The organism is Chitinophaga sp. 22308 (assembly GCF_052045305.1).
Lineage (GTDB): Bacteria > Bacteroidota > Bacteroidia > Chitinophagales > Chitinophagaceae > Chitinophaga > Chitinophaga varians_A.
This window is the reverse complement of sequence record NZ_JBQEOP010000004.1, coordinates 958,105-982,927: the sequence shown is the minus strand read 5'-3', so window position 1 is coordinate 982,927 and position 24,823 is coordinate 958,105. Positions and strand designations below refer to the sequence as shown.

Sequence of the window (24,823 nt, the reverse complement as noted above, 5' to 3'; positions counted from 1 at the left end):
AGGTATCCTAAAAAAACGGGGCGAAGATTGCTCTTCGCCCCGCTATATTTTTAAAAAGCTATTATTAGAGTTTCAGCAGCGCTTTCAGCGGATCTTTACCGAACAGCAGTTGTTCAGGATTTTCCAGCATTTCTTTCACTCTTACGAGGAAGCTCACTGACTCACGGCCGTCGATGATACGGTGGTCATAGCTCAGCGCGATGTACATCATCGGACGGATCACTACCTGACCGTTAACCGCCATCGGGCGGTCCTGGATTTTGTGCATGCCCAGGATAGCGGATTGCGGGATGTTGATGATCGGTGTGCTCATCAGGGAACCGAATACGCCGCCGTTGGTGATGGTGAAAGTACCACCGGTCATTTCAGGGATGGTCAGTTTGTTCTCACGCGCTTTGGTAGCCAGTTCCAGCACGGCTTTTTCGATACCGGCCATGTCCAGGCTTTCAGCGTTGCGGATCACCGGCACTACCAGGCCTTTAGGCGCGGACACTGCGATGGAAACATCACAGTAATCGTGGTATACCAGCTCTTCGCCATCGATATAGGCATTTACGGAAGGGAACTCCTGTAATGCAAAGCAGCAGGCTTTGGTGAAGAAGCTCATAAAGCCCAGGTTCACCTCGTGCTGTTTTTTGAAGATGTCTTTGTATTTGGCACGCAGCGCCATGATGTTGGTCATGTCTACCTCGTTAAAGGTAGTCAGCATAGCGGTGGTGTTTTTGGCTTCTACCAGGCGGCGGGAAACGGTTTTACGCAGGTTGCTCATTTTCTCGCGACGTTCGTTGCGGGAGAACATTTCCTGGCCGATGGCTACGCCCGGGTTCTGCAGGGCGGCATACACATCATCTTTCATGATTTTGCCGTGAGCGCCGGAACCTTTGATGGTAGCCGGGTCTACTTGTTTATCGGCAATCACTGCGGCCGCTACCGGCGTAGTGCGGATATCATTCGGGATGCTGGTCACCGGGGCCTGCTGGGCCTGTGGGGCGGCAGCTTTAGCTGGCTGAGCGGCCGGCGCAGCGGCGGGTGCGGCTTTACCGGCAGGACGCGCTGCGCTGGTATCTATTTTACAGGCTACATCGCCTATTTTTAAAGTATCTCCTTCTTTGGCTACCAGGCTCAGTACACCGGCTTCTTCGGCGTTCAGCTCAAAAGTGGCTTTCTCTGATTCCAGTTCACACAGCACTTCATCTCTTTCTACATAGTCGCCTTCTTTTTTGGTCCACTTTACCAGCGTTACTTCGCTGATTGACTCACCTACTGTAGGCACTTTCATTTCAATGACCCCTTTGTTCACCGCCGGTGCTGCAGGCGCTTCAGCTGCTGCTGCCGGAGCGGCGGCTGCAACCGGTGCTACCGGCGCAGGAGCGGCGTCCTGGGCAGGCGCTGCCGCAGCGGTATCAATAGTGCAAGCCACATCACCAATCTTCAGCGTGGCTCCTTCCTGTGCTGCGATTTTCAGGATACCTGCTTTCTCTGCATTCAGTTCAAAGGTGGCCTTCTCTGATTCCATTTCACACAACACTTCGTCCTGCTGCACATAATCTCCGTCTTTTTTCAACCACTTTGCAATTGTTACCTCGCTAATAGATTCTCCTACCGTAGGGACTTTGATTTCGATAACCATATTTTATCAGTTGATGGTGAACCAGTGTTTAGCTGCTGACGATCTTCGTCGCTAAAGGCTAACAGCTGAACACTCGTTTCTGTTTATTGTTTGCTGTTTTAGTTAGATGTTAAAAGCTGTATCGATGATCTGCTGCTGCTCACGGGCATGCACTTTCGCATAACCGGTAGCGGTAGACGCACTTGGATTACGGCTGATAACACCATAGTTGATCTGCTTCAGGTTCATCTGCAGGTAAGCTGCAGCGCCCATGTTCAGCGGCTCTTCCTGTACCCAGAAGAAAGTAGCGCCTTTGTATTTCTGCGCAATCGCTTCCAGCTGTTTTACAGGCAGCGGGTACAACTGTTCCAGTCTTACAATGGCCACATCTTTACGGTCTTCCTTCATCTGTTTGTCGCTCAGGTCAAAATACATTTTACCGGTACAGAGCAACACTTTTTTCACCACGGAAGCATCTGTAACGAACGGATCGTCCAGTACTTCTTTAAACCCGCCCTGGGTGAACTCTTCCATAGTGGAATAAGCACCGGTATGGCGCAGATTGGCTTTCGGTGAGAAGTTGATCAATGGTTTGCGGAACTGCCAGGTCAACTGACGACGCAGCGCATGGAAGAAGTTGGCAGCAGTAGTGATGTTGGTGATCACCATGTTCTCTTCTGCACAGGTCTGCAGGAAACGCTCCGGACGGGCGTTGGAGTGGTCCGGGCCACCGCCTTCATAACCATGAGGCAGCAACATTACCAGGCCATTCTGCGTTGTCCATTTCTGTTCAGCACTGCTGATATACTGGTCAATAACAGTCTGCGCGCCGTTTACGAAGTCGCCGTACTGCGCTTCCCAGAGTACCAGGGCGTTAGGGTTGGCCATGGCATAACCATATTCAAAGCCCAGCACACCGTATTCGCTCAACAGGGAGTTGTATATTCTGAACTTGCCTTGTTTTTCGGCCAGATTACTTAAACGGTTATACGTTTCGTTGGTATTTTCATCAAACAGTACAGCATGACGGTGGGAGAAAGTACCGCGTTTCACGTCTTCTCCGCTCATGCGTACGTCTTTGCCTTCAATCAGCAGGCTGGCATAAGCCAACAGTTCACCGGTAGCCCAGTCAACTTTGCCTTCTTCCTGGTACAGTTTGATTTTGTCCTGTAACAGTTTGCTCACTTTACGCAGTGGCACGAAGTTCTCCGGCCATTTCATCAGGGCGTCAAACAGGCGTTTGAAGTCCTCTTCTTTAATAGCGGTCACCGGAGAGCTTTCGAAATCCTGCGGGGTCGCTTTGCGCAGCGCCTGCCACCATTCTTCCGGCTTCTGGTTGGAATAAGGCAGCGGATGTTGTTTTACTTCATCCAGACGGGCCTGCAGGTCGCCCCAGAAGGCTGTCTCCATTTCTTTGGCCAGCGCCTGCGCATCGGGTTCGCCGTTGTTGAGCAGGTACTGGGTATATACTTCACGCGGATTCGGATGTTTGTCGATCAGCGCATACAGGCTGGGTTGGGTGAATTTAGGCTCATCACCTTCATTGTGGCCATGTTTGCGGTAGCAAACCATGTCGATGTAGATGTCCTCATTAAACTCCTGACGGTAGCGGGCAGCCAGCTGGGCTACTTTCACCACGGCTTCGGTGTCATCGCCATTTACGTGGAATACCGGCGCCTGCACGATAGAAGCAACGCTGGTACAGTAATCGGAAGAGCGGGCGTCATCAAAATCAGTAGTGAAACCGATCTGGTTGTTGATCACAAAGTGAATGGTACCACCAGTGGAGTAACCCTTCAGTTTGCTCATCTGCTCCACTTCGTATACAATGCCCTGACCAGCCACGGCGGCGTCGCCATGGATCAGGATAGGCAATATCTTGTCATAGTCACTGTCGTAGATCACGTCAGCCTTGCTGCGGGAGAAACCGATCACGATCGGGTCTACCACTTCCAGGTGAGACGGGTTAGGCATCAGCTGCAGGTTCACCGTGTTACCGGAAGGCGTACTTACCTGTGAACGGAAGCCGAGGTGATATTTCACGTCGCCACTGCCCATGGTCATGTCTGGAACGGCCAGGCCTTCAAATTCGTTGAAGATCTGCTCGTAGGTCTTACCCAGGATATTGGCCAGTACGTTCAAACGGCCACGGTGTGCCATACCGATCACGGATTCTTTTACGCCGTATTCAGCAGCCACGTTGATCATCGCGTCCAGTGCCGGAATAGTGGATTCACCACCTTCCAGGCCAAAACGTTTCTGACCGATATATTTGGTGTGCAGGAATTTTTCAAAAATAACGCCCTGGTTCAGTTTCTGTAACACCCTGCGGCGTTGCTCCAGAGACAGCGGTTGCGTCATAATGGCCTCAAATTCTTTTTCCAGCCATTTGGATTTATCGCGGTCATTGATATAGGTATACTGAATACCAACAGAGCCTGCGTAAATCTTTTTCATATGCGCCACAATCTCTTCCAGTGTGGCGTCTTTCAGTCCAACCACGATACCTGCATAGAACCGGGTTTTGAGATCAGCATCTCCCAGTCCATAGCTGGCCAGATCGAGATTGGCCCTTCTGTCTTTTCTTTCGCGGATAGGGTTGGTTTTAGCAATGAGATGGCCCTTTTTGCGGTATGCCTGGATAAGGCGGTATACGCCCAGTTCCTTGGCCTGTTGATCACCACTCACCGGCACGGAGCCGCCGCCTGCTGCCGGAGCCGCACCTGACGCTTTACCATTTGCGTTGGAAACCGCAAAATCAAATCCTTCAAAAAATTTCACCCAATCAGGGTCTACAGAATTGGGATCTTTGAGGAAATCCTGGTATAACGATTCAATGTAAGCAGGATGTGAGTTAGTGACAAATGAGAAGTCCTTCATTTACAACGAGTTTTGCTGATCTTCAGTTCAAATACTTTTCTGTTGGTGCCCGATATATTAATATATGGGATTGCAAATATCGCACGTTTTTTAATACAGAGGATGGAAAAAATGAGAAAATATCATATGATTTAGGTTGATTGTAAATATGGTTTAATGCCTAACTTTGATCGCCGGACGGAAAACTTGTTTTTTGTTTGTTTGGTATTTGGAATATCCTTACCTTTGCCGTCCGAAACTTGAAATTTGAAAAATGGCAAATCATAAAGCAACGAAAAAAGACGTACGTCAAAGCAGAAAGCGTAATGAGCGTAACCGTTACTACGGTAAAACTACTCGTAATGCCATCCGTGACCTGAAGGCGATAACTGACAAAGCGCAAGCTGAGAAAGAATTATCTGATGTGGCATCTATGATTGACAAGCTGGCTAAACGTAACGTTATCCACAAAAACAAAGCTGCAAATCTGAAAAGCAAGCTCGCTAAGAAAATAGCTACCCTGGCTTAGTCCTTTCAGTAACAAATATTTACAGCTCTTCCTTACCAAAGGAAGGGCTTTTTGTTTTTCCTATCGCCTTCATATATATTTTCTTCTTATGAGAAAGCTATTCACTATCATAGTGCTTATGCTGACATTCGCCACTACCCGGGCCCAGCAGTTTATCACCCGCTATGAAAAAACAGACGGCCGCGAAACAGCCACCTATCCCGAAGTGATCCAATATTACCGGCAACTGACCACCCGCTATCCGCAACTGCTGAAAATGTTCACCGTCGGCGCCACAGACGCCGGATTCCCCCTGCACCTGGTCATCTGCTCCCCTACGAAAGATTTTGACTTTAACAGCCTCCACCGTAAGAATAAACGGGTATTGCTGATCAATAACGGCATACATCCCGGCGAACCCGACGGCATAGACGCCTCCATGATGCTCCTCCGCGATATCGCTCAGGGTAAAACCAAACTGCCGGACAACATCGTCCTCGCAGTCATCCCTGTATATAATATCGGTGGCGCACTCAACCGTTCGCCCAATTACAGGGTCGATCAAAACGGTCCCGACGCCTTCGGCTCCCGCGGAAATGCCCAAAATCTCGACTTAAACCGCGATTTCATTAAAACTGACTCCAAAAACGCCAGGACATTCCAGGAAATATATCACCTCACCGACCCTGACGTGTTCATTGATAACCACGTTAGCAACGGCGCCGACTATCAACATATCATCACCCTCCTCTCTACCCAGTACAATAAACTGGGTGGTCCTATGGGTGAATTTATGCACAACGCCTTTGAACCAGGCCTGTATAAACTGATGAAAACAAAAGGGTACGACCTCGTTCCCTACGTGAACCACTTCGACGAAACACCGGACAGCGGCTGGGTCGAATTCTCCGACCTCCCCCGTTACTCCTCCGGCTATACCACCCTCTTCCATACTTTCGGATTTGTGCCGGAAACACATATGCTCAAACCTTATCCACAGCGCGTAAAAGCTACTTACGCCCTGATGGAATCCTTTATACAGTTCACCAGTGAGAACAGCGCCACCATCAAACAACTGCGCGACCAGGCCAAACAAAGCGTTGTTACACAAAAGAGCTTTCCCCTGTCGTGGAAGTTTGATATGAACAAATACAGTCTCATCACCTTTAAAGGTTTTGCTTCCGGTCACAAGCCCAGCGCTATCTCCGGCCTGCCACGCCTCTACTACGATCGCAGCAAACCTTATGAAAAGCAGATAAAATTCTATAACTACGCCAACGCAGAAAACTATGTGGACAAACCACAGGCATATATCATTTCCCAGGGCTGGTGGGCTGTTATCGATCAGCTGAAAAACAACCGCGTACAAATGCGCCGGCTGCCCAAAGACACCACCATCTACGTGGAAGTGTACCATATCAGCGATTTCAAAACATATCCAAAACCATTTGAGAAACACTATCTCCATACAGACATCAAAGCCACCAGCACCAAAGATTCTATTCACTTCCGCAGCGGTGACTACTATATTCCCATGGACCAAACGGCCAACCGCTTCCTAATGGAAACACTGGAGCCCACCGGCGGCGACTCTTTCTTCGCCTGGAATTTCTTTGACGCTATCCTCGGCCAGAAAGAAGGTTATTCCCCTTACGTCTTTGAAGATACCGCCGCTGAATACCTGAAGACCCATCCGGAACTACAAACGTTACTGGACAAGAAAAAGGCGACCGACACCGCTTTTGCCAACAGCGCCAGCGCACAACTGAATTTCATCTACAAAAACTCACCATACGCAGAACCGGAATACATGCGGTATCCGGTGTACAGGGTGTTGTAGCGGATATAAAATTTGCCAAAAAGAAAGGAGACGCGATAATATCGGGTCTCCTTTTCTTTTTAACAAAAGATGTAAATGGAAATAGTACTTATTGTTGCTTACTCCGTTTAAAGCTTGATATTATTAACCAATACCAATCAGGTTGTTACCCCACTTTATTAAAATCATTTCAATATGAAATTCAAACAATTGTTAACCTCTATTCAGACGACACACAGCCACTTTCAAGAAACAGCAGCGAAGGCAGTTAACCGTGCGCTCACTATTCGCAATTGGATAATCGGGCATTATATCTTTGAATACGAACAAAAAGGAGAAGACAGGGCTAAGTACGGTGAACGGCTGCTAGCAGAGATTGCCCAAAAACTGCCCGATTTAAAACTATCCATGACTAATTTGAAGCTATGCCGGCAGTTTTATTTGTATTACCCTCAAATATGGGAAGTAGCAAAAGATGAATTAAGAAAAAACACCATGCGAATTGGTCAGTCAGTGACTGACCAATTACAATTAATTGATTATAAGTCGAATGAAATATATTCAAATACAAAAAATAACTATACATACTCTATCTTACTAGAGCTACCTCCCGAAAAGCTCATTAACAACCTGTCCTTTACCCATATTGTAGCGTTGCTCATTTTAGAGGACCCATTAAAACGGGTATTCTATGAACATGAGTGTATCAAGGGCAATTGGGGCGTAAGGGAATTAAAAAGACAAATCAATTCCTTCTATTTTGAACGAATGGGACTAAGCGACGATCCTGAAAAACTATCACGCATCATTCAGCAAAAAACCACACAAACCATTACACCTGCCGACTTTATCAAGAACGAATACTCCTTTGAATTCCTTGGTATCGCTGATAGACTGACCGTTGGAGAAACGGCGCTTCAACAACGGCTACTCGATCATCTGCAGGAGTTTCTGATGGAAATGGGTCATGGCTTCTGTTTGGAAGGACGACAAAAGAAGATATTAATTGGAAGGGAATATTTTTTCATAGACCTCCTTTTCTACCATCGTATACTAAAATGCCATGTTCTGGTTGAGCTAAAACTGGATACCTTCAGACACGCCGACGTAGGCCAGCTAAACACTTATATTCAGTATTACAAAGCGGAAATGATGCAACCGGGAGATAACCCTCCCATAGGTATTCTTTTGGTAGCAGACAAAGATGCTGCCCTGGTAAAATATGCGACTGCCGGATTAGACATCGATTTGTTTGTCTCCAAATACAGTATCGAACTACCTACGCAGGAACGCCTCGAAAAATTTATTGCGGATGAATTGAGAAGATATGACGATTAAACCCGCTCCAGCACAATCACCGTATGCTGCTCCCCATAAAAATGGTTATAGAGTAACACCCTGTTTACCACAGCTGGCAGCTCCTTCAGCATAGGGAACCACTGTGTGGGGACCTGTTGTGTATGCAATATCTGTGCGGCCAGCCACATGCCAAAAGCACCGGCTGTGTCATGTTCGCCACAAAGATGTTTGAAAGGCAGTTGAGGCACGCCGGGAAACAGGGCATCTGCCTGCTGGTAGAAATGTTCATAACGGCTGTCGCCATTACGACCGGTCAATACCAGGTCAATGCCGTCTTTGAACTCCGTCAAACCGGCAGCTACCTTAGCGACTGTGGGTTTGTACAGCATCTTAAAGCCGGTTACGGCAGCTTTGCTGTCTGGAGCAGGCGTTCCCGTTAGTACGAAGAAAGTAGCGCCTTCTCCGCCGATGCTGCCGGGCGACAGCTGATCATAAAGCTGACGGCTGTCTGTAGGAGCCGATTTCCAGAAACCGATACGGCTTTTGATATAGAAATGCTCTGCGGTCATTTCCTCCAAAGCGCCGGTGAGGGTATTGGGAGCACCTTCTGCCAGCAGCATCATGCTGTCAAGCAGCGCGTTTTCAAAAGAAAAGCCACGGTGCACAAAAGTATTGTTGTAAGCGGTCCCCTTTACCTGGAGGGCAATGAGACCATTGACAGAATTATACGTCGATTGAATGAAGGGAGTGGGGTTCAGCGCAGTTTCCTTGTACTGCTCTATCTCCCGGATGAATTTCTCAGTGTCCTGGAGACTCCCTTTGCCGGTGCCGGTCACAATAGGACCGATAGCTTCCACGCCGCTGTCACGGATGCTTTGCAGCGCGGTGGTCAATCCCATTTTCAGCAGCCGGGTCATGCGGCGCAGGCTGTTGGCCGGAATAAACGGTTTGTAATCAGGCTCCATACAGGTAAGCAGGTTACTGTCCGTATGCACCAGCGGCGCAGAAAGAATATCCCCCTCAAAAGTAGCTTGCGGGGAAATAGCCGCCATTCCTTGTATGTAACACTTAACCTTCATATTTGCTGATCACCAGGGAGGCGTTGTTACCCCCAAAGCCGAATGAGTTTGAAATAACATTGTTCACGGAAACGCCTTCCATCAATTCCGTTACCGGAGCGATGTTCAGCTCTTCCATTTTTTCCTTGAAATTGAGATTGGGGAATATCAATCCCTGTTGAATGGCCAATACAGCGTAGATGGCCTCTATGGCGCCGGCAGCGGCCAACGTATGCCCGGTGAAAGGTTTCGTGGAACTGAACAATGGAACATTGTTGCCAAACAACCGTTCCAGCGCTTTTCCTTCAGACACGTCATTGTTGAGCGTGGCGGTGCCATGCACATTGATATAGTCCACTTCTTCCAGTGTTCGGCCACTCATGGCCAATGCGGCTTTCATGGCTTCATAGGCGCCGTCGCCGTCCGGCGAAGGGGACGTAGGATGGAATGCTTCGTTGGCATTACAATACCCGGTAAACTCTGCCAGTATGCGGCTGTTGTTGGCCCTGGCAAACGACTCGCTTTCCAGTACAAGATAAGCGGCGCCCTCACCCAGGTTCAAACCGGTACGCTGCTGGTCAAACGGCCGGCAGAATTGTTTGTCCACATTTTTCAGGGAGTTGAAACCATTCAGGGTAAAGCGGGTCAGCGCTTCTGTGCCGCCGCAGACCATCCGGGGCAGAAATCCTTGTTTGATCATACGGGCGCCAAACATCAGCGCATTGGCCGATGAAGAACAGGCCGTGCTGATAGTGGCGATATGCTCGCTGAATCCTACGGTGTCGGCTATACGTTGTGTACAGTCCGCACAGTCAAGCGTATCGATATATTGCAGGAAAGTGCCGCTTTTGGCGGGATCAACAATATCAAAATAAACCTTTTCGGTGTCACACATGCCGCCTACGGTGCTGGCGTTGATAAAGCCGGTAGGGGCTGTTTGTACGTCCGTAATACCGGCCTGCTGCAATGCTTCCCGCATGGCGGTAAGCCCCAGCAGGGCGGTACGTGTATATCCTTCGCGGGGAGTGATGCCGGCAAGGGCAGACAAAGCGTCGTTATGATGCTTCACCTCCGCTACCGGCAACACTTCTTTGTATATGGTATCGATATAACTGGAATAACCCAAACCACTGCGTTGTTGCCGCAATTGCTCCAGGTTTTCAGCCACGTTATCACCTATGGCGGTGATCATTCCCATCCCTGTTATAAACACTCTTTCCGCCATGTCAGCTTCTTACTTATGCTGGCTGTTTGGATTGAATAAAGTCGGCCATAGACTGCACTGACTGCAGGATCTTACGCCCTTCGCGGGGATCTTCCACTTTGATGTGATATTGTCTTTCCAGCAACACCATCAGCTCCAGGGAGTCAATGCTGTCCAGACCAAGCCCTTCACCAAATAAAGGGGCGTTGTCGTCAATATCTTCCGGTTTGGTATCCTGCAGATTTAAGGCTTCAATGATCTGCACTTTGAGTTTGCTTTTTAAATCTTCCATAATCAAGTTGTAGGTTTATCTCCGGCTGTACACGGAGATTCCCTTTGTGGGGAGTAAAAATACAGTTTTACTGTTGTTTAGAAAATAGTTTATCAGTTCATTCTTCGTTTTTCGACAAATCCGGCCACAGCCAGCATCACCCCGCCTGTCAGCACAAGACGCAGTACATTCTTCCACACATATCCGATGTCGCCGTTACGCAGGTAAATATCATTGATGGCGTCCAGTCCCCAGCTGAGCGGCGATAAACGGCCGATCATCTGCATATTGGCAGGCATTACTTCCAGCGGTATCCAGATGCCTCCAATGGCCGACAGGATCACGATGGAAATAGCGCCGAAGTTCAGGGCCTGATTAGGTGTTTTAAAAAGCGTGCCGATCAGTATGCCATAAGCCGTGGCGGCCAGTCCTATGGAGCCGGCTACCAGCAGCGTGGCGCCCTGGTCGTGCCCCATCACCAGCCTCGGCAGGTCCAGCAAAGGCATGGCATAAATGCCTACCAGCATCATCAGATAAAACTGTAACAGGCAGATTCCCACGAAAAACAACATCTTTCCCGCCAGGATCAACAGGTAAGAACCGGGTATCAGCTTCATTCTCAACAGGCTGCCGTCTTCCCGCTCCCGGATCATATTACCGGCTATAGGGATAACGATAAAAAACATCGCAAAAATGCTCCAGGCGGGCACGTTATGTTGTACGGAGTTGGACACTACGTCCAGCTGTTTGCTGTTGCCCGTGGCATGCTCCTTCAGCCCAACTGCCTGTAAACGGATAGGCAACGTGTCATTGGGAACGGCCGTGGTGTCTTTGCGGCGCAACTGTTGCTGTATACGGTTCAGCAGCATATCTGTTTCCACCTGCGTCAGGAAATTGTCCAATGCCTGGTGAATAGCCCCTTTAAAAGCCTTTTTGGCCGCCGGATCAAAATAGATGACCACATTCAGGGAGTCAGCCCCCTTTTTTACCGGTAAAGACACGCTCATGCCCATCCGTTGTGTGATATCATTCACGATCCTGTTTGCATTGCTTACGATCGCCGCCGTGGAACCTGCCGGCACAATGATGCTGATTTTATAGCGGCCGTTATTGACCAGCTCGCGGGCCTGCTGCTCGGTAACGGGATGCCCGTCCAACGTATCGATAATATTGAACTGCCCGCCGGATGCCAGCCCTTCCCGGATATATTTGCCCAAACGCCCATGGTCGTTGTCTACGGTCAATATATCAAACTTCACGTCCTGGTAGTCCTTAAAAGGCGCGTCCTGTATCAGGGCCATCACGGTGATGAGTACCACCGGCATCACAAACAGCAGCGTAAGCCCCATTTTGTCGCGCAACAGCAGCTGCCATTCTTTTCTTATGGTAGCCAGTAATCTAAGCATAGCTTTCTTTCATTTTGTTAGTCCCGCAACGCATGCCCGGTATAGTGTAAAAAAACATCTTCCAGGTTGCGGCACTCCGGCAGTTCATCGATCAGCGACTGGGGCCGGCCCTGCAGTATCATTTTACCTTCGTCCATGATGGCCACCTCATCACAAAGTGATTGCGCTTCTTCCAGCAGGTGGGAGGTATACAGGATACTGGCGCCCTGTTCGTTGTAGCTGCGCAGGAATTGCAGGATCATGCTGCGTGACTGTACGTCCACCCCTGCGGTGGGCTCGTCCAGGACCAGCAAATCGGGGTTATGCAGGATAGCGGCGATAATGTTCGCACGGCGTTTCATGCCCCCTGAATATTTATGAATTTCTTTGTGTGCGCTTTTTTCCAGGCCAAATACTTCGAGATAATGCATCACTTTTTCATGCAGCGATTTGCCTTTCAGTCCGTACAGGTTACCGAAATACGTCAGGTTTTCCACGGCCGACAGTTGCGGGTACAACGCTATCTGTTGCGGTACAATGCCTATGATTTTTTTGATCTGTTCCCTGTGGGCGGCGTTCTGCGGCAGGCCATGTATCATCACCTCTCCGCTGTCTGCCTGCACAAGGCCGCACAGAATAGAGATAGTGGTCGTTTTACCGGCGCCGTTAGGGCCCAGCAGCCCTCCTATTTTCCCTTCCGGAAAGGCAAACGTCAACCCTTTAAGCGTGGCTTCCGCCGCGCTTTTGTAGGTTTTGCGCAATTCCTTTACTGCTATACTTGCCATATCCACCGGGTTATTGAAAGATGGAAAGTTACTTCCATCAGCACATTGCTAAATTTTCGTCAGTGATAATTTTTTGAAAAAGGCTTCTTCGGCTGCCGCACATTGCAGCAACATCTCGCTCAGCTCTTTATAGGACACATTATCAGCGGCCCTGCTTTTGCACACCCTGCCGGCAGCAAAAGCAAAATTACGCCAAAGGTCTCCGGCCTGTGTCAGTTCTGTGGCCAGGCGGCTCAGTTCCGGCTTGTTCAGCAACACTGCCGATTCCTGCAGGAACGCGGCATATACAAAACGGAAACCGGCGCCACCGGTACCGATCTCCTCCTGCATCCGGATGATATTGCCAAGGTACAAAGCAGATTTACGTTCACCCACTTTCTGCGGATAGTCCTTTACACGGTTGGCCAGAAAACGGATACCCTTTACCCCGAACAGCGGGAGCGGTATCTTCAGCATATAATGACAGGTCTGCGCGATCCCTTCTTTGATCGGTTTTTCGAAAGAGGCTTTTCCGGGGACGTGCACCGGGTAGTACATTTTCCCTTTGGGGGAAGGAAACCCTTTTGCAAAGCGGGCCTGTGCCAGGCTGTCGGGATCTATTTCGGTAACGGTGTCCATCACCGGGTCGCTCACCAGGTACTGGTCTTCCCGTTTACCATATACCACCAGGTTATGGGCATTGAAGTGAAAACGGTAGGAAGGCGGAAAATAAGGCAGGTAATAAACGCCGGAAAGCAACCCTACAGGCGTGCCGTCGGCAATTACCCGGTCCAGCGCCGCCATTCCTTTTTCAGGGGAGGAAAACTTTGCCGTCTCCATTTTCACGCCCAGCCGTTTACATACCCGCTGAAAAATGGCGCCCGGCCAGATACGGTAAGTGGTACCGGGCACACCGTTGACTTTCACAAACGGCAGGTGCCCGAAAAAGATACCGGCACCAATGCCAAATGCCATCGGCTCACTGATCTTCAGGCCATGGTGCCCCAGCAGGTTGGAGATCACACCACTTTCACAGTGGGCTGTCTGCGTATGATGAAACTGATGATTGTTCATAGTTGTTTATGTGTTCACGCAAAGCAGCAAAGCAATAAAGCAGCAAAGATCATTCAACATAAATTTCTTTGCTGCTTTATTGCTTTGCGACTTTGCGTGATAATGCATTATTTGATATGCAATAAATCGTCCTTACTAATCTTAAAGGCATCTGCATAGCGCTGCAGCATCTTATCGCTCAGGCGCCGGAACACGGCCGGCTTCATATGCCTTTTCACCTGCCATTGGAATTTCCCCACGTAATTGGCCAGCAGGGCCAGGTCCATCAGGCTCTTTTCCATGTAATAGGCGACAGGGCTGATTTCGCCGGACTGTACCAGCACCCTGGCCGCCGCCACTTTTTCGTTTACTTCCTCCCAGGCCTGTGTCATGGCAATGTTCTCCGGCTCCCACCCTGAACTCTGCACCTGTACATAATTCCCGGTGTTGTCTACCGCATACATAATCTGTTTGAATGTGCCTTCGTGGAGGTTATCACTATCCTGTGGCACTTCGTCTTTTTTCATGACTGCGTTTTAGAAGTGAATGCCTATACAACCGTGATGTGTGCGTAAGCATAGGAAAAACGTGCGCTTTCAGGCACCATCATCACCACTTTCTGTCCCTTTTTGAAACGGCCGTTATTCATCAGCTCTTCCAGCATCAGGTAAGGCGAAGCGGTACCTACGTTACCTACCCAGGCCAGGTTGGTGAACCATTTTTCCAGCGGAATAGGAACACCGAGGCGGGTAATTTCTTCGTCGATCTTTAAACGGAAAAATTCAGAAGATAAATGTGGCAGGAAGAAGTCAATTTCATCGAGGTTGATGTTATGTCTTTCTACCAGTTCTTTCCACATCTGCGCGCCGGAAGGCACTATATTTTTACCCAACAGGCGGGTATCTTGTTTGAAGGAGAATACGCTGTGTTGTGCCCATTCATCAGGGGTCATATCAATCCAGCCTTTGGTGGTGCCGTCCGGATTTTTGATGGAACCGGCGTACATACAGGTTTCCAGTTCGTTGGCGTAAGACAGGATTTCCACCCAGTCTACACGCAATGACAGTCCTTCTTCATTAGGCTTGTCCTGGAAAAGAGCGGCGCTGGCGCCGTCAGACAACATCCAGCGGAGGAAGTCTTTTTCAAAAGCGATGATCGGATTTTCATCCAGCGCTTTCAGGTTCTCTGCTTCAGGCTGGAATTTCTGTGCAAGCATCCAGGCAGAGAATTTTTCAGAACCGGTGCTGACCGCATTGGCAGTGTTACCGCAACGGATAGACATCCAGGCATATTTAAAAGCCTGCATGCCCGCTGCACATGCGCCGGTAGCAGCGATCAGTTCCACGGGCTGGCATCTCAGCAGACCATGTACCATCGCGGCATGATTAGGCAGCAGCTGGTCTGGCGAGGTAGTACCGCAGGCCAGTAACTGTAATTTGCTGATGGGGAATTTTTCATCAAACAATGCGCTGACAGCGTTGGCGGTCATCTCAGCGTTGGAATGAGTGGAATTGCCGTCTTTATCCAGGGAATAATACCGGTTTTTGATCTTGTTATTGCCCAAAATCTTCAACCGCGCACGGGAAGGTCTTCCGTCTACCATGCCAAGGATACTCTCCATCTCTTCATTTTCAACAGGCTTGTTGGGTAAGAATTTAGATAGCCTGGTAATATAAACTTCCTTCATTTGAAAATAATTCGTCTTTTAAGGCCGCATGCAATCCCATAGTGACAACCGTTATTGGCCAGCCTTTCTGCGGAGATAAACATGTTTGTTTTAGTATACTTTTTAAGCGGACGTAAATATATAACTCTAAACGGAATTACAATTATCACGCCACCTGCTGATATTCCGGTACCGGCAAAAGGTTAACGCAAAGTAATGCCTTTGTAATAATCCACCTCTCCTTTCAACTCGTTCCGTTTCAGGTTGAGTTTGATGAACGAAGAAATCAGTGTAATGGGTGTTAACACAAAGATGCCTACCAGCAACAATAACCGGTACATCGTTACCCTGCCCTGACGGGCCGCAGCACCAGGTCCTCCTTTGGCGCTAATGAATTTGGCCCAGAACCGGAAAGCACTGACGCCATTGTTTTCCAGCAGTACAAGGTTAGGCAATAATTCCACTGCGTCCAGCGACATCAGCTGCGGATGCAGCTCCTGCCATTGCCGTGTTTCCAGCGCCTTAGCAATAGGGCCGGCAAAACGGCTGGAGGTGAGTATCTCATTTTCCTGCACACCTGCCTGCGGCAAAAAACGGGTAGCTTCTTTTTTTCCTTTGAATGCCCAACGCAGAACAGTGATCAGTGAAACCAGGTTGGGCGACTTGTCCACCAGCACAATATTTCCCACGAGGTTAGCCCCCAGCCTGTGCAGGTATCCCTTTACCCTTTCCTGCGCATTGAGCCACATATTGCGGCTGCCCAGCAATGTGATCACCTGTTTGCCTTTCAACAAGCGGGCGGCTGCTTCACTTTGCAGGAAAGCGGCTGTCGGCTGGGAAGGCGACAGGAACCAGGGCTGATAAGCCAGCAGTACCAGATCGAAGTGTGCATTTACATCCACCTTCAGCGGCTGGATACCACGAGGGGTGTCCTGTACGGTTTCAGGCATTGTATCGAAAAACTGCTGCTTCCCCCATGGAAAGGGAAATGGCTTTTCAGGGACCAGCTCCTCGTATGTAATATCCACACTATTTGCCAGTGGCGCCAACACATGATCAATAATCCTTTTTAATTGGCCTGTCTGGGTATAGTATACCACCAGGACCTTCGGTCTTTCGTTCATAAAAGGAATAGGAGTTCAACAATTCAAACTGTAAACATACAAAAAAGGAGTATTATTTATGTCATTTAATAATAATTTGACAGATGTAAGGCTGAGCTTTGGGGGTGGGGGCATTCTCTGTTGGCTTGTGCCCCAGCCAGATACTGCCTCAGCCGGCTTGTTATTGCTGCGGCAGTATCTGGACAAAAGGACTTTAGATTTTTTTGAAAATCAATGTAAATAACAGCAAAACTGCTTTCGATATGATTTTTGAAATGTTAAAAATTTGTAAATATTGTCGGGCTATATTTTCCTGACAGAGCCAGAACCCGCTACAGAACTGGATACATTGGGATTTCCTTTATATTTCACATCACCGGACCCTACAATTTTCGCTTCCAGTTTTACGCTGGCATGAACAGCAGCATCACCACTGCCGGCAATTTTTACTTCTGCGTCTTCGGACAACAGGTTGTCACCCACATAATCGCCGCTGCCGGCAACAGACACCCGCACCGCTTTGGTTTCTCCCTGCAGGTTCATATTACCCGAACCGGCAATGGAAGCCTTTACTTCCGGCGCATTGATGGTACCATTCAGGTTGCCGGAGCCGGAGAGGGTGAGTTTCATTTCGTCTTTGCTGTTAAACTTGTCTACCAGCTTTATATCACCAGAGCCGGACAGCGCAATTTCATCCACTTCCGGAGTGGTCAGGTATACATTAACGCCCTTGCGGGTGAAAACATTGGCATCGTGGCGGAAACGCACTTTCAGGCGACTGTCTTCATTCACCAGTTCCACCAGCGGCGCAATATTGTCTTCCGCTTCAATCACGGCCTTCTTGGCAGCTCCCTGGGAAAGGAATACGTTCATACTGCCTTCTACCTTGATTTTATGAAAGGATGGGGCGTCTCTTTCTTCTTTGATAACGTTGCCGCTACCTTTTACGCGGTTCTGACCGATACAGGCGCTGAAAAGGCCCGCGATGGACAGGGCTACAGTCATGCAGCAGAGGGTGATTTTGGTTTGCATAAGTTTAGATTATAACGAGAAAGATACAACTAGATTTCCTATTTTCTATTTTCAGAATCCGAAATTGAAGGAAGGACTTTATCTTTGCACCACCATGACAGAAAAGATACTTATCCTCGATTTCGGTTCCCAATACACACAGCTGATCGCGCGCAGCATCCGGGAACTGAATGTTTATTGCGAAATTAAACCTTGTCTCCAGCCAATAGCCTGGGACGATTCCATCAAAGGCGTTATTTTGTCCGGCAGCCCTTTCTCTGTAAACGACGAGAAAGCGCCCACCCTCGATATCGCTGCCATCGCCGCTAAAGTGCCGGTACTTGGTATCTGCTACGGCGCTCAGCTGATGGCTAAAAACTTCGGCGGTGAAGTGGCTAAAAGCAACATCCGTGAATACGGCCGCGCTTTTATGGAACACAATGACAAAGAGGAAAAATTATTATACGATATCTCCGGCAAAAGCCAGGTTTGGATGAGCCACTCCGATACCATCAAACGTATCCCTGAGAGCTTCCAGATCATCGCTACCACCGAAAACATCCCGGTAGCAGCTTTCAAAAGCACTACCCTGGCGGCTAACCCGATCTTCGGCCTGCAGTTCCACCCGGAAGTGACCCACTCCTTGGAAGGCAAACAAATCATCCGCAACTTCCTGGTACATATCTGTAACTGCCAGCAGGACTGGACACCAGCTGCTTTTGTACAGGAAACCATCGAAAAAATCAAAGCACAGGTTGGCGATAAAAGAGTGGTAATGGCCCTCAGCGGCGGCGTGGACTCTACCGTGGCGGCAGAACTGATCCACAAAGCCATCGGCAAAAACCTCTTCTGCATCTTCGTAGACAACGGCCTGTTGCGTAAAGACGAATACGAAACCGTACTGGAATCTTATAAACATATGGGCCTCAACGTGAAAGGCGTCAACGCAAAAGACCTTTTCTACGGCCAGCTCGATGGTGTCTCTGATCCGGAGAAAAAACGTAAAATCATCGGTCGCCTCTTCATCGAGGTATTCCAGCATGAATCTGCTGCACTGACAGACATTTCCTTCCTCGGACAGGGTACTATCTACCCCGACGTGATCGAATCCGTATCCGTAAACGGCCCTTCTGTTACCATCAAATCCCACCACAACGTAGGTGGGCTGCCTGAAAAAATGAACATGCAGCTGGTAGAACCCCTGCGTTTCCTGTTTAAAGACGAAGTACGCCGCGTAGGCCGCGAAATCGGTATCAGCGACGTCTTCCTCGGACGCCATCCTTTCCCCGGGCCAGGCCTCGCTATCCGTATCCTCGGCGCTATCACCCCCGAGAAAGTGGCCATGCTCCAGGAAGCTGACGCTATCTATATCGAAGGGCTGCGCGAAGCAGGCCTTTATGATAAAGTATGGCAGGCAGGCACCATCCTCCTCCCCGTACAAAGCGTGGGCGTAATGGGCGACGAACGTACCTACGAATTCACCGTGGCCCTGAGAGCTGTAACGTCTACCGACGGTATGACGGCCGACTGGGCACACCTGCCTTACGAATTCCTGGCTAAAATGTCCAACGACATCATCAACCGGGTAAAAGGTATCAACCGCGTGGTATACGACATCAGCTCCAAACCACCTGCTACGATCGAATGGGAATAATATTTCCCTGAAAAATACAAAGAGCAAAGGCACAAGGGATTATTTTATCTTTTTGCGCCTTTGCTTTCTTATTTTACTTTGCGTGCACTACCCCGGAATGATTTTTGTAAATTAGCGCCCATTATGAACCAATTGATATCTGTTAAAAACCTGCTGGCCGGATTGGCTCTGTCGGTACTGTTCACAGCCTGTTCTTCCTCCAGAAAGAGCACCAGCCGTGTGGACGGTCCCCCACCCTCCCTGAGCAAGCCCACACCGGAAAAGAAGCCAGAAAACAAAAACGAAGCTGCCAAAGCAGCCCCCTTCAATGTACCAGCCTTCGCCCGGGAAGTGAAGAAACCTACTTATAACGTTGCGCTCTTTGCCCCGCTGTATCTCGACTCCGTATTTGCCAACTCCAACGATATTCCCGGCCGTACCATGCCCCGCTATGTAATGGCCGGCCTTGAATTTTATGAAGGCGCCCAATTGGCCCTCGATACCCTGCAACAACAGGGCTATAACCTGAAAGTCAATGTATACGACAGTAAAGGCCGTCAAAGCATTACTTCCCTGATCAACAACAAAGCACTGGACGCCACCGATCTGATCATTGGTTCGTTCAACAACCCGGAACTGAAGGAAGTGAGCGACTTCGCCAGAAAGAAAGAAATCAACCTCGTGTCCGGTACGCTCCCTAATGATGTGGGCATCAGCGACAACCCTTTCCTGTTCATTCCCAACAGCACCCTGAAAACACACTGTGAAGCCATCCAGAACTACGTACAGGAGGCTTTTTCCAATAAAAACATTGTACTGCTCCGCCGGAACACCACTTTCGAAAACCGCCTCGCCGCTGATTTCAAAGGTTCCTACGACAAAATGAACAACCCTAAAAAATCCAGGATACGGGAAGCTATCTGGAACGAAAGCACCACCCCGGAAGAGCTTTCCAAATACCTGCTCACCGACCGGCCCAACATCGTGATCGTTACCGCGCTCGACGAAGCCGGCGCCAAAAGCATCCTGCGCAAACTTGCCACCGCCAATGCTACCTACCCGATGCAGATATTCGGTATGCCCACCTGGGACGTGTTAAAGCTGAAAGAGCCTGAATTCAAAAGCCTGCAGGTGTTCTACTCCTCTCCCTATTTTAACGACAAATCAGACTCTTACAGCCGCTACCTGAGCGACTATTTCCGCAGAACATACAGGGCACGCCCTTCCGATATGGCATATAAAGGTTTTGATCTTACCTACTATTTTGTAAGGCTTCTTCATAATAATGGCGTATATTTCAACAGCGCGGTGGAATCATCTCCCGCTGTTATTACCCGCTTTAATTTCCAGCCGGTATATGTACGCGACGGAGAACAAACACCTTCCTACTTCGAAAACAAAAACATCTTCATCATCCAGAAAGGCGACAGCGCGGATGTGAAAATGAACCAATAAACTTTTTACAGCTGTCCATGAGATAGCTTGTTGAGTCGAACACGGCCATGGCAGCAGCCATGGCCTTTTTTTGTATATTCATGGATATGGAGCTGCTACAATTTACCGACAAAGGCATCTGGTGCGCAGCAGGTGATTTTTATATTGATCCCTGGAAACCCGTACAACGTGCGGTGATCACACATGCGCATTCCGACCATGCCCGCTGGGGCAACCAGTCCTATCTCTGCGAACAAGCCAGCGTTCCCCTGCTCAAACTGAGGTTGGGCAATGATATTAGCGTGCAGGGCATCGCCTATGGCGAAAGCATTTATCTTAACGGTGTAAAACTTTCACTGCATCCTGCCGGCCATATGATCGGCTCGGCACAGGTAAGGGTAGAGCTCAACGGGGAGGTGTGGGTGGCCAGCGGAGACTATAAACTGGAATCTGATGGCATTTCTGCGCCGTTTGAACCAGTACGCTGCCATACCTTCATCACGGAATCCACTTTCGGACTGCCTGTTTACCGATGGGAACCACAACAGCAGCTGTTCTCCCGTATCACCAACTGGATATACGAAAATCAGCAGGCCGGCAAAGCCTCTGTCATCACCGCTTACAGTCTCGGTAAAGCCCAACGGCTGCTCCTTCATCTGCAGGACAAAGTAACCCGTATGATGGGCCATGGCGCCATTACCAACGTAAACGACCTGCTGATAGCACAGGGATATCCATTACCCCATGTCGAAAAAATAACGCCCGATACTCCTAAATCAGCTTTTAAGAATGCAGTGATTATTGCTCCGCCTTCGGCGGATGATTCGGCCTGGATGCGCCGCTTCAACCCTTACTCGCTGGGCGTATGCAGCGGCTGGATGCAGGTAAGGGGACATATGCGCAGACGTAACGCCGACGCAGGTTTTGCACTGTCCGACCATGCTGACTGGAACGGGCTGCTGGAAGCGGTGGCCGCCACCAGCGCCACACGCGTGTATGCCACGCATGGCTTTAGCAGCGTATTTGCCCGCTATCTCAGTGAAAAAGGCATCGACGCCAGGGAGGTAAGCACCGCCTATGGCGACGAAGAAACCATTACTAACCCGGAAACATAATACCGTGCAACAGTTCGCCCAACTCGTCAAAGTGCTGAGCAACAGCACCAAAACCAACGAAAAACTGGATGCGCTCAGCCAGTATTTCGCCACCGCCCCGGATAAAGACAAAACCTGGGTGCTGGCGCTGTTTTCCGGCCGCAGGCCCAAACGTACCGTCAACAGCACACAGCTGAAGACATGGTGCATACAGGCCACCGGGCTGCCTGAATGGCTGTTCAATGAATGTTACCTCACTGTAGGCGACCTTGGCGAAACCATCGCGCTCCTGCTGCCCCCATGTACCCATCCGGCCAGTCATCCGTTACACTACTGGCTGCAACAACTGCAACAGCTGGAAAAAGCCACGGAAGCAGAGAAACAGGCTTTTATCCTGCAAACCTGGGACGCGCTGGATGACGGCGAACGCTTTGTGTTCAACAAACTGATCACCGGCGGTTTTCGTATCGGCGTATCACAAAAAATGATGGTCAATGCGCTCGCTAAAACCTACGATATCCCCGCCGCCACACTGTCGCACATGATCAGCGGCACCTGGGACCCCGGCGCTGTGACCATCGAAGCCCTGCTGCATCAAAGCACCAGCGGCGCCGATGCATCACGCCCCTATCCTTTTTACCTGGCATATGCCCTGGAAGATGCCCCCGCCGGCCTCGGCCCTATCGAAGACTGGCAGGCGGAATGGAAATGGGACGGTATTCGCGGACAAATCATCAAAAGAGAAGGTCAGCTGTTTGTATGGTCACGCGGCGAAGAACTCATCACCGACAAATTCCCCGAATTCACGGAGCTGACAAACACCCTTCCCGATGGCACCGTGATAGACGGTGAAATACTCACCTATGCCAATGGAAAACCATTGCCGTTCCAGACTTTACAAACACGCATCGGCAGAAAGAACGTCACCCGCAAACAGCTGCAGGAAGCGCCCGTGGCCTTTCTCAGCTATGACCTGCTGGAATGGGAAGGCGCCGATATCAGGGAAAAACCACTGATAGAAAGAAGAACATTGCTGACACAGCTCATTCACTCACAACAACAGCCGGCACTGCTACTGTCGCCGGAAGTAACCGCGCCCTCGTGGGACGACCTGGCACAGATACGCACGCTCTCACGCGAACAAATCAGTGAAGGACTGATGCTGAAAAAAAGAAGCGCGCCCTATCAGGTAGGCCGCAAGCGGGGCGACTGGTGGAAGTGGAAAATAGATCCGTACACTATCGATGCAGTAATGATATATGCCCAGAAAGGACACGGACGCCGGTCCAATCTCTACACCGACTATACCTTCGCCGTGAAAGACGGCGATCAGCTGGTACCTTTTACCAAAGCCTATTCCGGCCTTACCGACAAAGAAATTGCAGAAGTGGACAACTGGATAAAACGGCATTCACTGGAGAAATTCGGGCCGGTAAGAACGGTACAGCCACAACTGGTATTTGAAATCGCTTTTGAAGGCATTGCAGCCTCCAACCGCCACAAATCAGGCGTGGCCCTGCGTTTCCCTCGTATCAACAGATGGAGGCAGGATAAACCAGTGGCTGAAATCAACACCCTGGATGATCTGAAAGCACTGTTGCGGCAAAGCGGCGGCCAGGAAACATAAACCTCAGGAACGCACTTTTACCAGTTGAGCTTTCACCACCGGTTCGCGCCACCAAAAGCGGTACAGCTGCAGGATAGCGCCGATGGCAATTAGCGCCAGCACCAGCAATCCCGCGGCATAGCTGTTCCATTGATAAGTGCCCGCCAGTTGCATCATCAGCCCCACCAGCGATAGCCCCAATCCACCTCCCATGGCGTTGCAGGTGCCATTGATGCCGGAAGCCAGTCCATGCTGTGCTTCAGGGACCGCCTGTATGGCCAGGATCGTAATCGCAGGAAAAGTGACCGACATGCCTAGTGAATTGATACATAACACCGCCAACAGCATAAATGGCAGATGCCACACAGTGAAATAACTCAGCGCAAAAAACAGGATACCGGCCAGCATGAAGCAGCTGCCCGTTATGCCGGTAAGGGTTACGCCCAGCCGGTGAAACAAATGAGGAAGCACATATTTGGATATCAACCCGGACAAAATGCTGAAGGGAAACAGTAACAGTCCCGCCTGTGAAGAACTGAAGCCCAGCACCTCCTGCAGGTATAACGTCAACAGGAAAATATAGGGCAGGAAAGTACTGCCCAGCAAGGTGGCGCCAATATTGCCGGTCACCACTCCCTTCAACCGGAAAAGATCAAAGTCCACTAACGGTGACGCATGCACGCGTTCTCTTCTGACAAAATAAATCCCGGCGGTCACCAGGGCTGCCAGCAACAACCCGAACGTTGCCGGATGTGCCGCAATATGGCCGAGGTCATGTATCAGCCAGGCAGACAGCATCAGTAACACAGTAATCAATATGCCACTCAGCAGGTTACTGTCCAGTTGCCGCTCCGGCCGCCGGTCACGCGGAATAAACCGGAAAGCCAGCGCTATGGCCGCGCCAATTACCGGCACGTTGATAAAAAAGACCCACTGCCATCCCATCCAGGCGCTGATAAGTCCACCGATGGCCAGTCCGGTGGCAAAGCCGATGCCCGCCATAGCGCCGAAGATGCCAAAGGCCCTGTTCTTCTCTGCCGGTACTGTGAAGGTGTGACTGATAATGGCCATGGCCGCAGGGATGGCCAATGCAACGCCCAGGCCCTGCAGGGCGCGGAAGCCCAACAGCCAGGCAAATGACATGGAAAAACCTGCCCCCAGCGAAGCCAGTACAAACAGGACAGCGCCGGTAATAAATATTTTTCTGCGGCCTATGGTATCTGACAAACGGCCACCCAATAATACAAATCCCGCATAAAACAACACATACACTGTCTGTACCCACTGAATAGCATCCGGGCCGAAATGAAAATACTGCTGCATGCCCGGCAATGCCATGTTTAACACCGATACGTCCAGCGCTTCAAAAAATATTGCCATGCAGGCCACTGTCAGAATAATTCGCTTTTCCATAGTCTCCTTTTCGCCACAAACCTAAAATTTTAGA

The 24,823-nt window shown here is 49.8% G+C and carries 20 protein-coding genes; 7 read left to right on the top strand and 13 right to left on the bottom strand.

The window, feature by feature from the left end; translation table 11 throughout:
- Window positions 1–64: 64 nt before the first annotated feature.
- Complete coding sequence (odhB, locus tag ACTJJS_RS20060) at window positions 65–1,630, bottom strand: 2-oxoglutarate dehydrogenase complex dihydrolipoyllysine-residue succinyltransferase (protein ID WP_440664997.1); 1,566 nt, start codon at window positions 1,628–1,630, stop codon at window positions 65–67.
- 102 nt (window positions 1,631–1,732) lie between these two features.
- Window positions 1,733–4,489 carry a 2-oxoglutarate dehydrogenase E1 component gene (locus ACTJJS_RS20055; RefSeq protein ID WP_168869925.1) on the bottom strand — a complete coding sequence of 919 codons (2,757 nt, stop codon included), beginning with the start codon at window positions 4,487–4,489 and terminating at the stop codon, window positions 1,733–1,735.
- A gap of 253 nt (window positions 4,490–4,742) precedes the next feature.
- Between ACTJJS_RS20055 and rpsT the strand changes: the two genes are divergently transcribed.
- The 3 genes from rpsT to ACTJJS_RS20040 all read left to right on the top strand — a co-directional run bounded on the left by rpsT (window position 4,743) and on the right by ACTJJS_RS20040 (window position 8,133).
- Window positions 4,743–4,997, top strand: coding sequence for a 30S ribosomal protein S20 (rpsT, locus tag ACTJJS_RS20050; protein WP_168810442.1), 255 nt, complete (start codon window positions 4,743–4,745; stop codon window positions 4,995–4,997).
- 88 nt (window positions 4,998–5,085) lie between these two features.
- Window positions 5,086–6,816, top strand: a complete 1,731-nt coding sequence (locus ACTJJS_RS20045; RefSeq protein WP_440664996.1) for a M14 family metallopeptidase — start codon at window positions 5,086–5,088, stop codon at window positions 6,814–6,816.
- Window positions 6,817–6,990: 174 nt separating this feature from the next.
- Window positions 6,991–8,133, top strand: a complete 1,143-nt coding sequence (locus tag ACTJJS_RS20040; RefSeq protein WP_440664995.1) for a PDDEXK nuclease domain-containing protein — start codon at window positions 6,991–6,993, stop codon at window positions 8,131–8,133.
- On the opposite strand, the gene ACTJJS_RS20035 is transcribed toward ACTJJS_RS20040, so the two are convergent.
- The 10 genes from ACTJJS_RS20035 to ACTJJS_RS19990 all read right to left on the bottom strand — a co-directional run bounded on the left by ACTJJS_RS20035 (window position 8,130) and on the right by ACTJJS_RS19990 (window position 17,630).
- Window positions 8,130–9,146: a beta-ketoacyl synthase chain length factor gene (locus ACTJJS_RS20035; protein WP_440664994.1), complete on the bottom strand. Its 1,017-nt coding sequence runs from the start codon at window positions 9,144–9,146 to the stop codon at window positions 8,130–8,132. The two genes, ACTJJS_RS20040 and ACTJJS_RS20035, sit on opposite strands and share 4 nt — an antisense overlap.
- A 16-nt stretch (window positions 9,147–9,162) precedes the next feature.
- Window positions 9,163–10,377: a beta-ketoacyl-[acyl-carrier-protein] synthase family protein gene (locus tag ACTJJS_RS20030; protein WP_440664993.1), complete on the bottom strand. Its 1,215-nt coding sequence runs from the start codon at window positions 10,375–10,377 to the stop codon at window positions 9,163–9,165.
- A gap of 13 nt (window positions 10,378–10,390) precedes the next feature.
- Window positions 10,391–10,648 carry a phosphopantetheine-binding protein gene (locus tag ACTJJS_RS20025; protein ID WP_078668748.1) on the bottom strand — a complete coding sequence of 86 codons (258 nt, stop codon included), beginning with the start codon at window positions 10,646–10,648 and terminating at the stop codon, window positions 10,391–10,393.
- Between the two features lie 92 nt (window positions 10,649–10,740).
- Entirely contained in the window at window positions 10,741–12,033 is a 1,293-nt protein-coding gene (locus tag ACTJJS_RS20020) for an ABC transporter permease (protein WP_440664992.1), read from the bottom strand.
- 17 nt (window positions 12,034–12,050) lie between these two features.
- A complete protein-coding gene (locus ACTJJS_RS20015) occupies window positions 12,051–12,797 on the bottom strand; it encodes an ABC transporter ATP-binding protein (RefSeq protein ID WP_168869931.1) in 747 nt (248 codons plus the stop codon).
- A gap of 48 nt (window positions 12,798–12,845) precedes the next feature.
- Entirely contained in the window at window positions 12,846–13,850 is a 1,005-nt protein-coding gene (locus tag ACTJJS_RS20010) for a BtrH N-terminal domain-containing protein (protein WP_440664991.1), read from the bottom strand.
- Window positions 13,851–13,957: 107 nt separating this feature from the next.
- The gene (locus tag ACTJJS_RS20005; protein WP_168869933.1) at window positions 13,958–14,356 is read right to left on the bottom strand and encodes a hypothetical protein; all 399 of its coding nucleotides are present in this window, start codon (window positions 14,354–14,356) and stop codon (window positions 13,958–13,960) included.
- A 23-nt stretch (window positions 14,357–14,379) separates the two neighbouring features.
- A complete protein-coding gene (locus tag ACTJJS_RS20000) occupies window positions 14,380–15,516 on the bottom strand; it encodes a beta-ketoacyl-ACP synthase III (protein WP_440664990.1) in 1,137 nt (378 codons plus the stop codon).
- 182 nt (window positions 15,517–15,698) lie between these two features.
- On the bottom strand, window positions 15,699–16,619 hold the full coding sequence (locus tag ACTJJS_RS19995) for a hypothetical protein (protein ID WP_440664989.1): 921 nt from the start codon (window positions 16,617–16,619) through the stop codon (window positions 15,699–15,701).
- 282 nt (window positions 16,620–16,901) lie between these two features.
- Window positions 16,902–17,630, bottom strand: a complete 729-nt coding sequence (locus tag ACTJJS_RS19990; protein WP_440664988.1) for a head GIN domain-containing protein — start codon at window positions 17,628–17,630, stop codon at window positions 16,902–16,904.
- A gap of 94 nt (window positions 17,631–17,724) precedes the next feature.
- On the opposite strand from ACTJJS_RS19990, the gene guaA reads away from it, so the two are divergent.
- The 4 genes from guaA to ACTJJS_RS19970 all read left to right on the top strand — a co-directional run bounded on the left by guaA (window position 17,725) and on the right by ACTJJS_RS19970 (window position 23,397).
- Window positions 17,725–19,263, top strand: coding sequence for a glutamine-hydrolyzing GMP synthase (gene guaA / locus ACTJJS_RS19985; protein ID WP_343745397.1), 1,539 nt, complete (start codon window positions 17,725–17,727; stop codon window positions 19,261–19,263).
- A gap of 123 nt (window positions 19,264–19,386) precedes the next feature.
- Window positions 19,387–20,697, top strand: coding sequence for an ABC transporter substrate-binding protein (locus ACTJJS_RS19980; protein ID WP_440664987.1), 1,311 nt, complete (start codon window positions 19,387–19,389; stop codon window positions 20,695–20,697).
- 86 nt (window positions 20,698–20,783) lie between these two features.
- Window positions 20,784–21,791, top strand: coding sequence for a ligase-associated DNA damage response exonuclease (locus ACTJJS_RS19975; protein ID WP_440664986.1), 1,008 nt, complete (start codon window positions 20,784–20,786; stop codon window positions 21,789–21,791).
- Window positions 21,754–23,397, top strand: coding sequence for an ATP-dependent DNA ligase (locus ACTJJS_RS19970; RefSeq protein WP_440664985.1), 1,644 nt, complete (start codon window positions 21,754–21,756; stop codon window positions 23,395–23,397). Before ACTJJS_RS19975 ends, ACTJJS_RS19970 begins: the two co-directional genes overlap by 38 nt.
- A 3-nt stretch (window positions 23,398–23,400) precedes the next feature.
- On the opposite strand, the gene ACTJJS_RS19965 is transcribed toward ACTJJS_RS19970, so the two are convergent.
- The gene (locus tag ACTJJS_RS19965) at window positions 23,401–24,789 is read right to left on the bottom strand and encodes an MFS transporter (RefSeq protein WP_440664984.1); all 1,389 of its coding nucleotides are present in this window, start codon (window positions 24,787–24,789) and stop codon (window positions 23,401–23,403) included.
- Window positions 24,790–24,823 lie beyond the last annotated feature (34 nt).

What these genes read in the sequence shown, in the direction of transcription:
- ACTJJS_RS19965 (WP_440664984.1), bottom strand. Translation starts at nt 24,789, where the DNA reads ATGGAAAAGCGAATTATTCTGACAGTGGCCTGCATGGCAATATTTTTT.
- ACTJJS_RS20040 (WP_440664995.1), top strand. Translation starts at nt 6,991, where the DNA reads ATGAAATTCAAACAATTGTTAACCTCTATTCAGACGACACACAGCCAC.
- ACTJJS_RS20055 (WP_168869925.1), bottom strand. Translation starts at nt 4,489, where the DNA reads ATGAAGGACTTCTCATTTGTCACTAACTCACATCCTGCTTACATTGAA.
- ACTJJS_RS20035 (WP_440664994.1), bottom strand. Translation starts at nt 9,146, where the DNA reads ATGGCGGCTATTTCCCCGCAAGCTACTTTTGAGGGGGATATTCTTTCT.
- guaA (WP_343745397.1), top strand. Translation starts at nt 17,725, where the DNA reads ATGACAGAAAAGATACTTATCCTCGATTTCGGTTCCCAATACACACAG.
- ACTJJS_RS20010 (WP_440664991.1), bottom strand. Translation starts at nt 13,850, where the DNA reads ATGAACAATCATCAGTTTCATCATACGCAGACAGCCCACTGTGAAAGT.
- ACTJJS_RS20000 (WP_440664990.1), bottom strand. Translation starts at nt 15,516, where the DNA reads ATGAAGGAAGTTTATATTACCAGGCTATCTAAATTCTTACCCAACAAG.
- odhB (WP_440664997.1), bottom strand. Translation starts at nt 1,630, where the DNA reads ATGGTTATCGAAATCAAAGTCCCTACGGTAGGAGAATCTATTAGCGAG.
- ACTJJS_RS20020 (WP_440664992.1), bottom strand. Translation starts at nt 12,033, where the DNA reads ATGCTTAGATTACTGGCTACCATAAGAAAAGAATGGCAGCTGCTGTTG.
- ACTJJS_RS20025 (WP_078668748.1), bottom strand. Translation starts at nt 10,648, where the DNA reads ATGGAAGATTTAAAAAGCAAACTCAAAGTGCAGATCATTGAAGCCTTA.
- ACTJJS_RS19970 (WP_440664985.1), top strand. Translation starts at nt 21,754, where the DNA reads ATGGCGACGAAGAAACCATTACTAACCCGGAAACATAATACCGTGCAA.
- ACTJJS_RS20045 (WP_440664996.1), top strand. Translation starts at nt 5,086, where the DNA reads ATGAGAAAGCTATTCACTATCATAGTGCTTATGCTGACATTCGCCACT.
- ACTJJS_RS19990 (WP_440664988.1), bottom strand. Translation starts at nt 17,630, where the DNA reads ATGCAAACCAAAATCACCCTCTGCTGCATGACTGTAGCCCTGTCCATC.
- ACTJJS_RS20030 (WP_440664993.1), bottom strand. Translation starts at nt 10,377, where the DNA reads ATGGCGGAAAGAGTGTTTATAACAGGGATGGGAATGATCACCGCCATA.
- ACTJJS_RS20005 (WP_168869933.1), bottom strand. Translation starts at nt 14,356, where the DNA reads ATGAAAAAAGACGAAGTGCCACAGGATAGTGATAACCTCCACGAAGGC.
- ACTJJS_RS19995 (WP_440664989.1), bottom strand. Translation starts at nt 16,619, where the DNA reads ATGAACGAAAGACCGAAGGTCCTGGTGGTATACTATACCCAGACAGGC.
- ACTJJS_RS19980 (WP_440664987.1), top strand. Translation starts at nt 19,387, where the DNA reads ATGAACCAATTGATATCTGTTAAAAACCTGCTGGCCGGATTGGCTCTG.
- ACTJJS_RS19975 (WP_440664986.1), top strand. Translation starts at nt 20,784, where the DNA reads ATGGAGCTGCTACAATTTACCGACAAAGGCATCTGGTGCGCAGCAGGT.
- ACTJJS_RS20015 (WP_168869931.1), bottom strand. Translation starts at nt 12,797, where the DNA reads ATGGCAAGTATAGCAGTAAAGGAATTGCGCAAAACCTACAAAAGCGCG.
- rpsT (WP_168810442.1), top strand. Translation starts at nt 4,743, where the DNA reads ATGGCAAATCATAAAGCAACGAAAAAAGACGTACGTCAAAGCAGAAAG.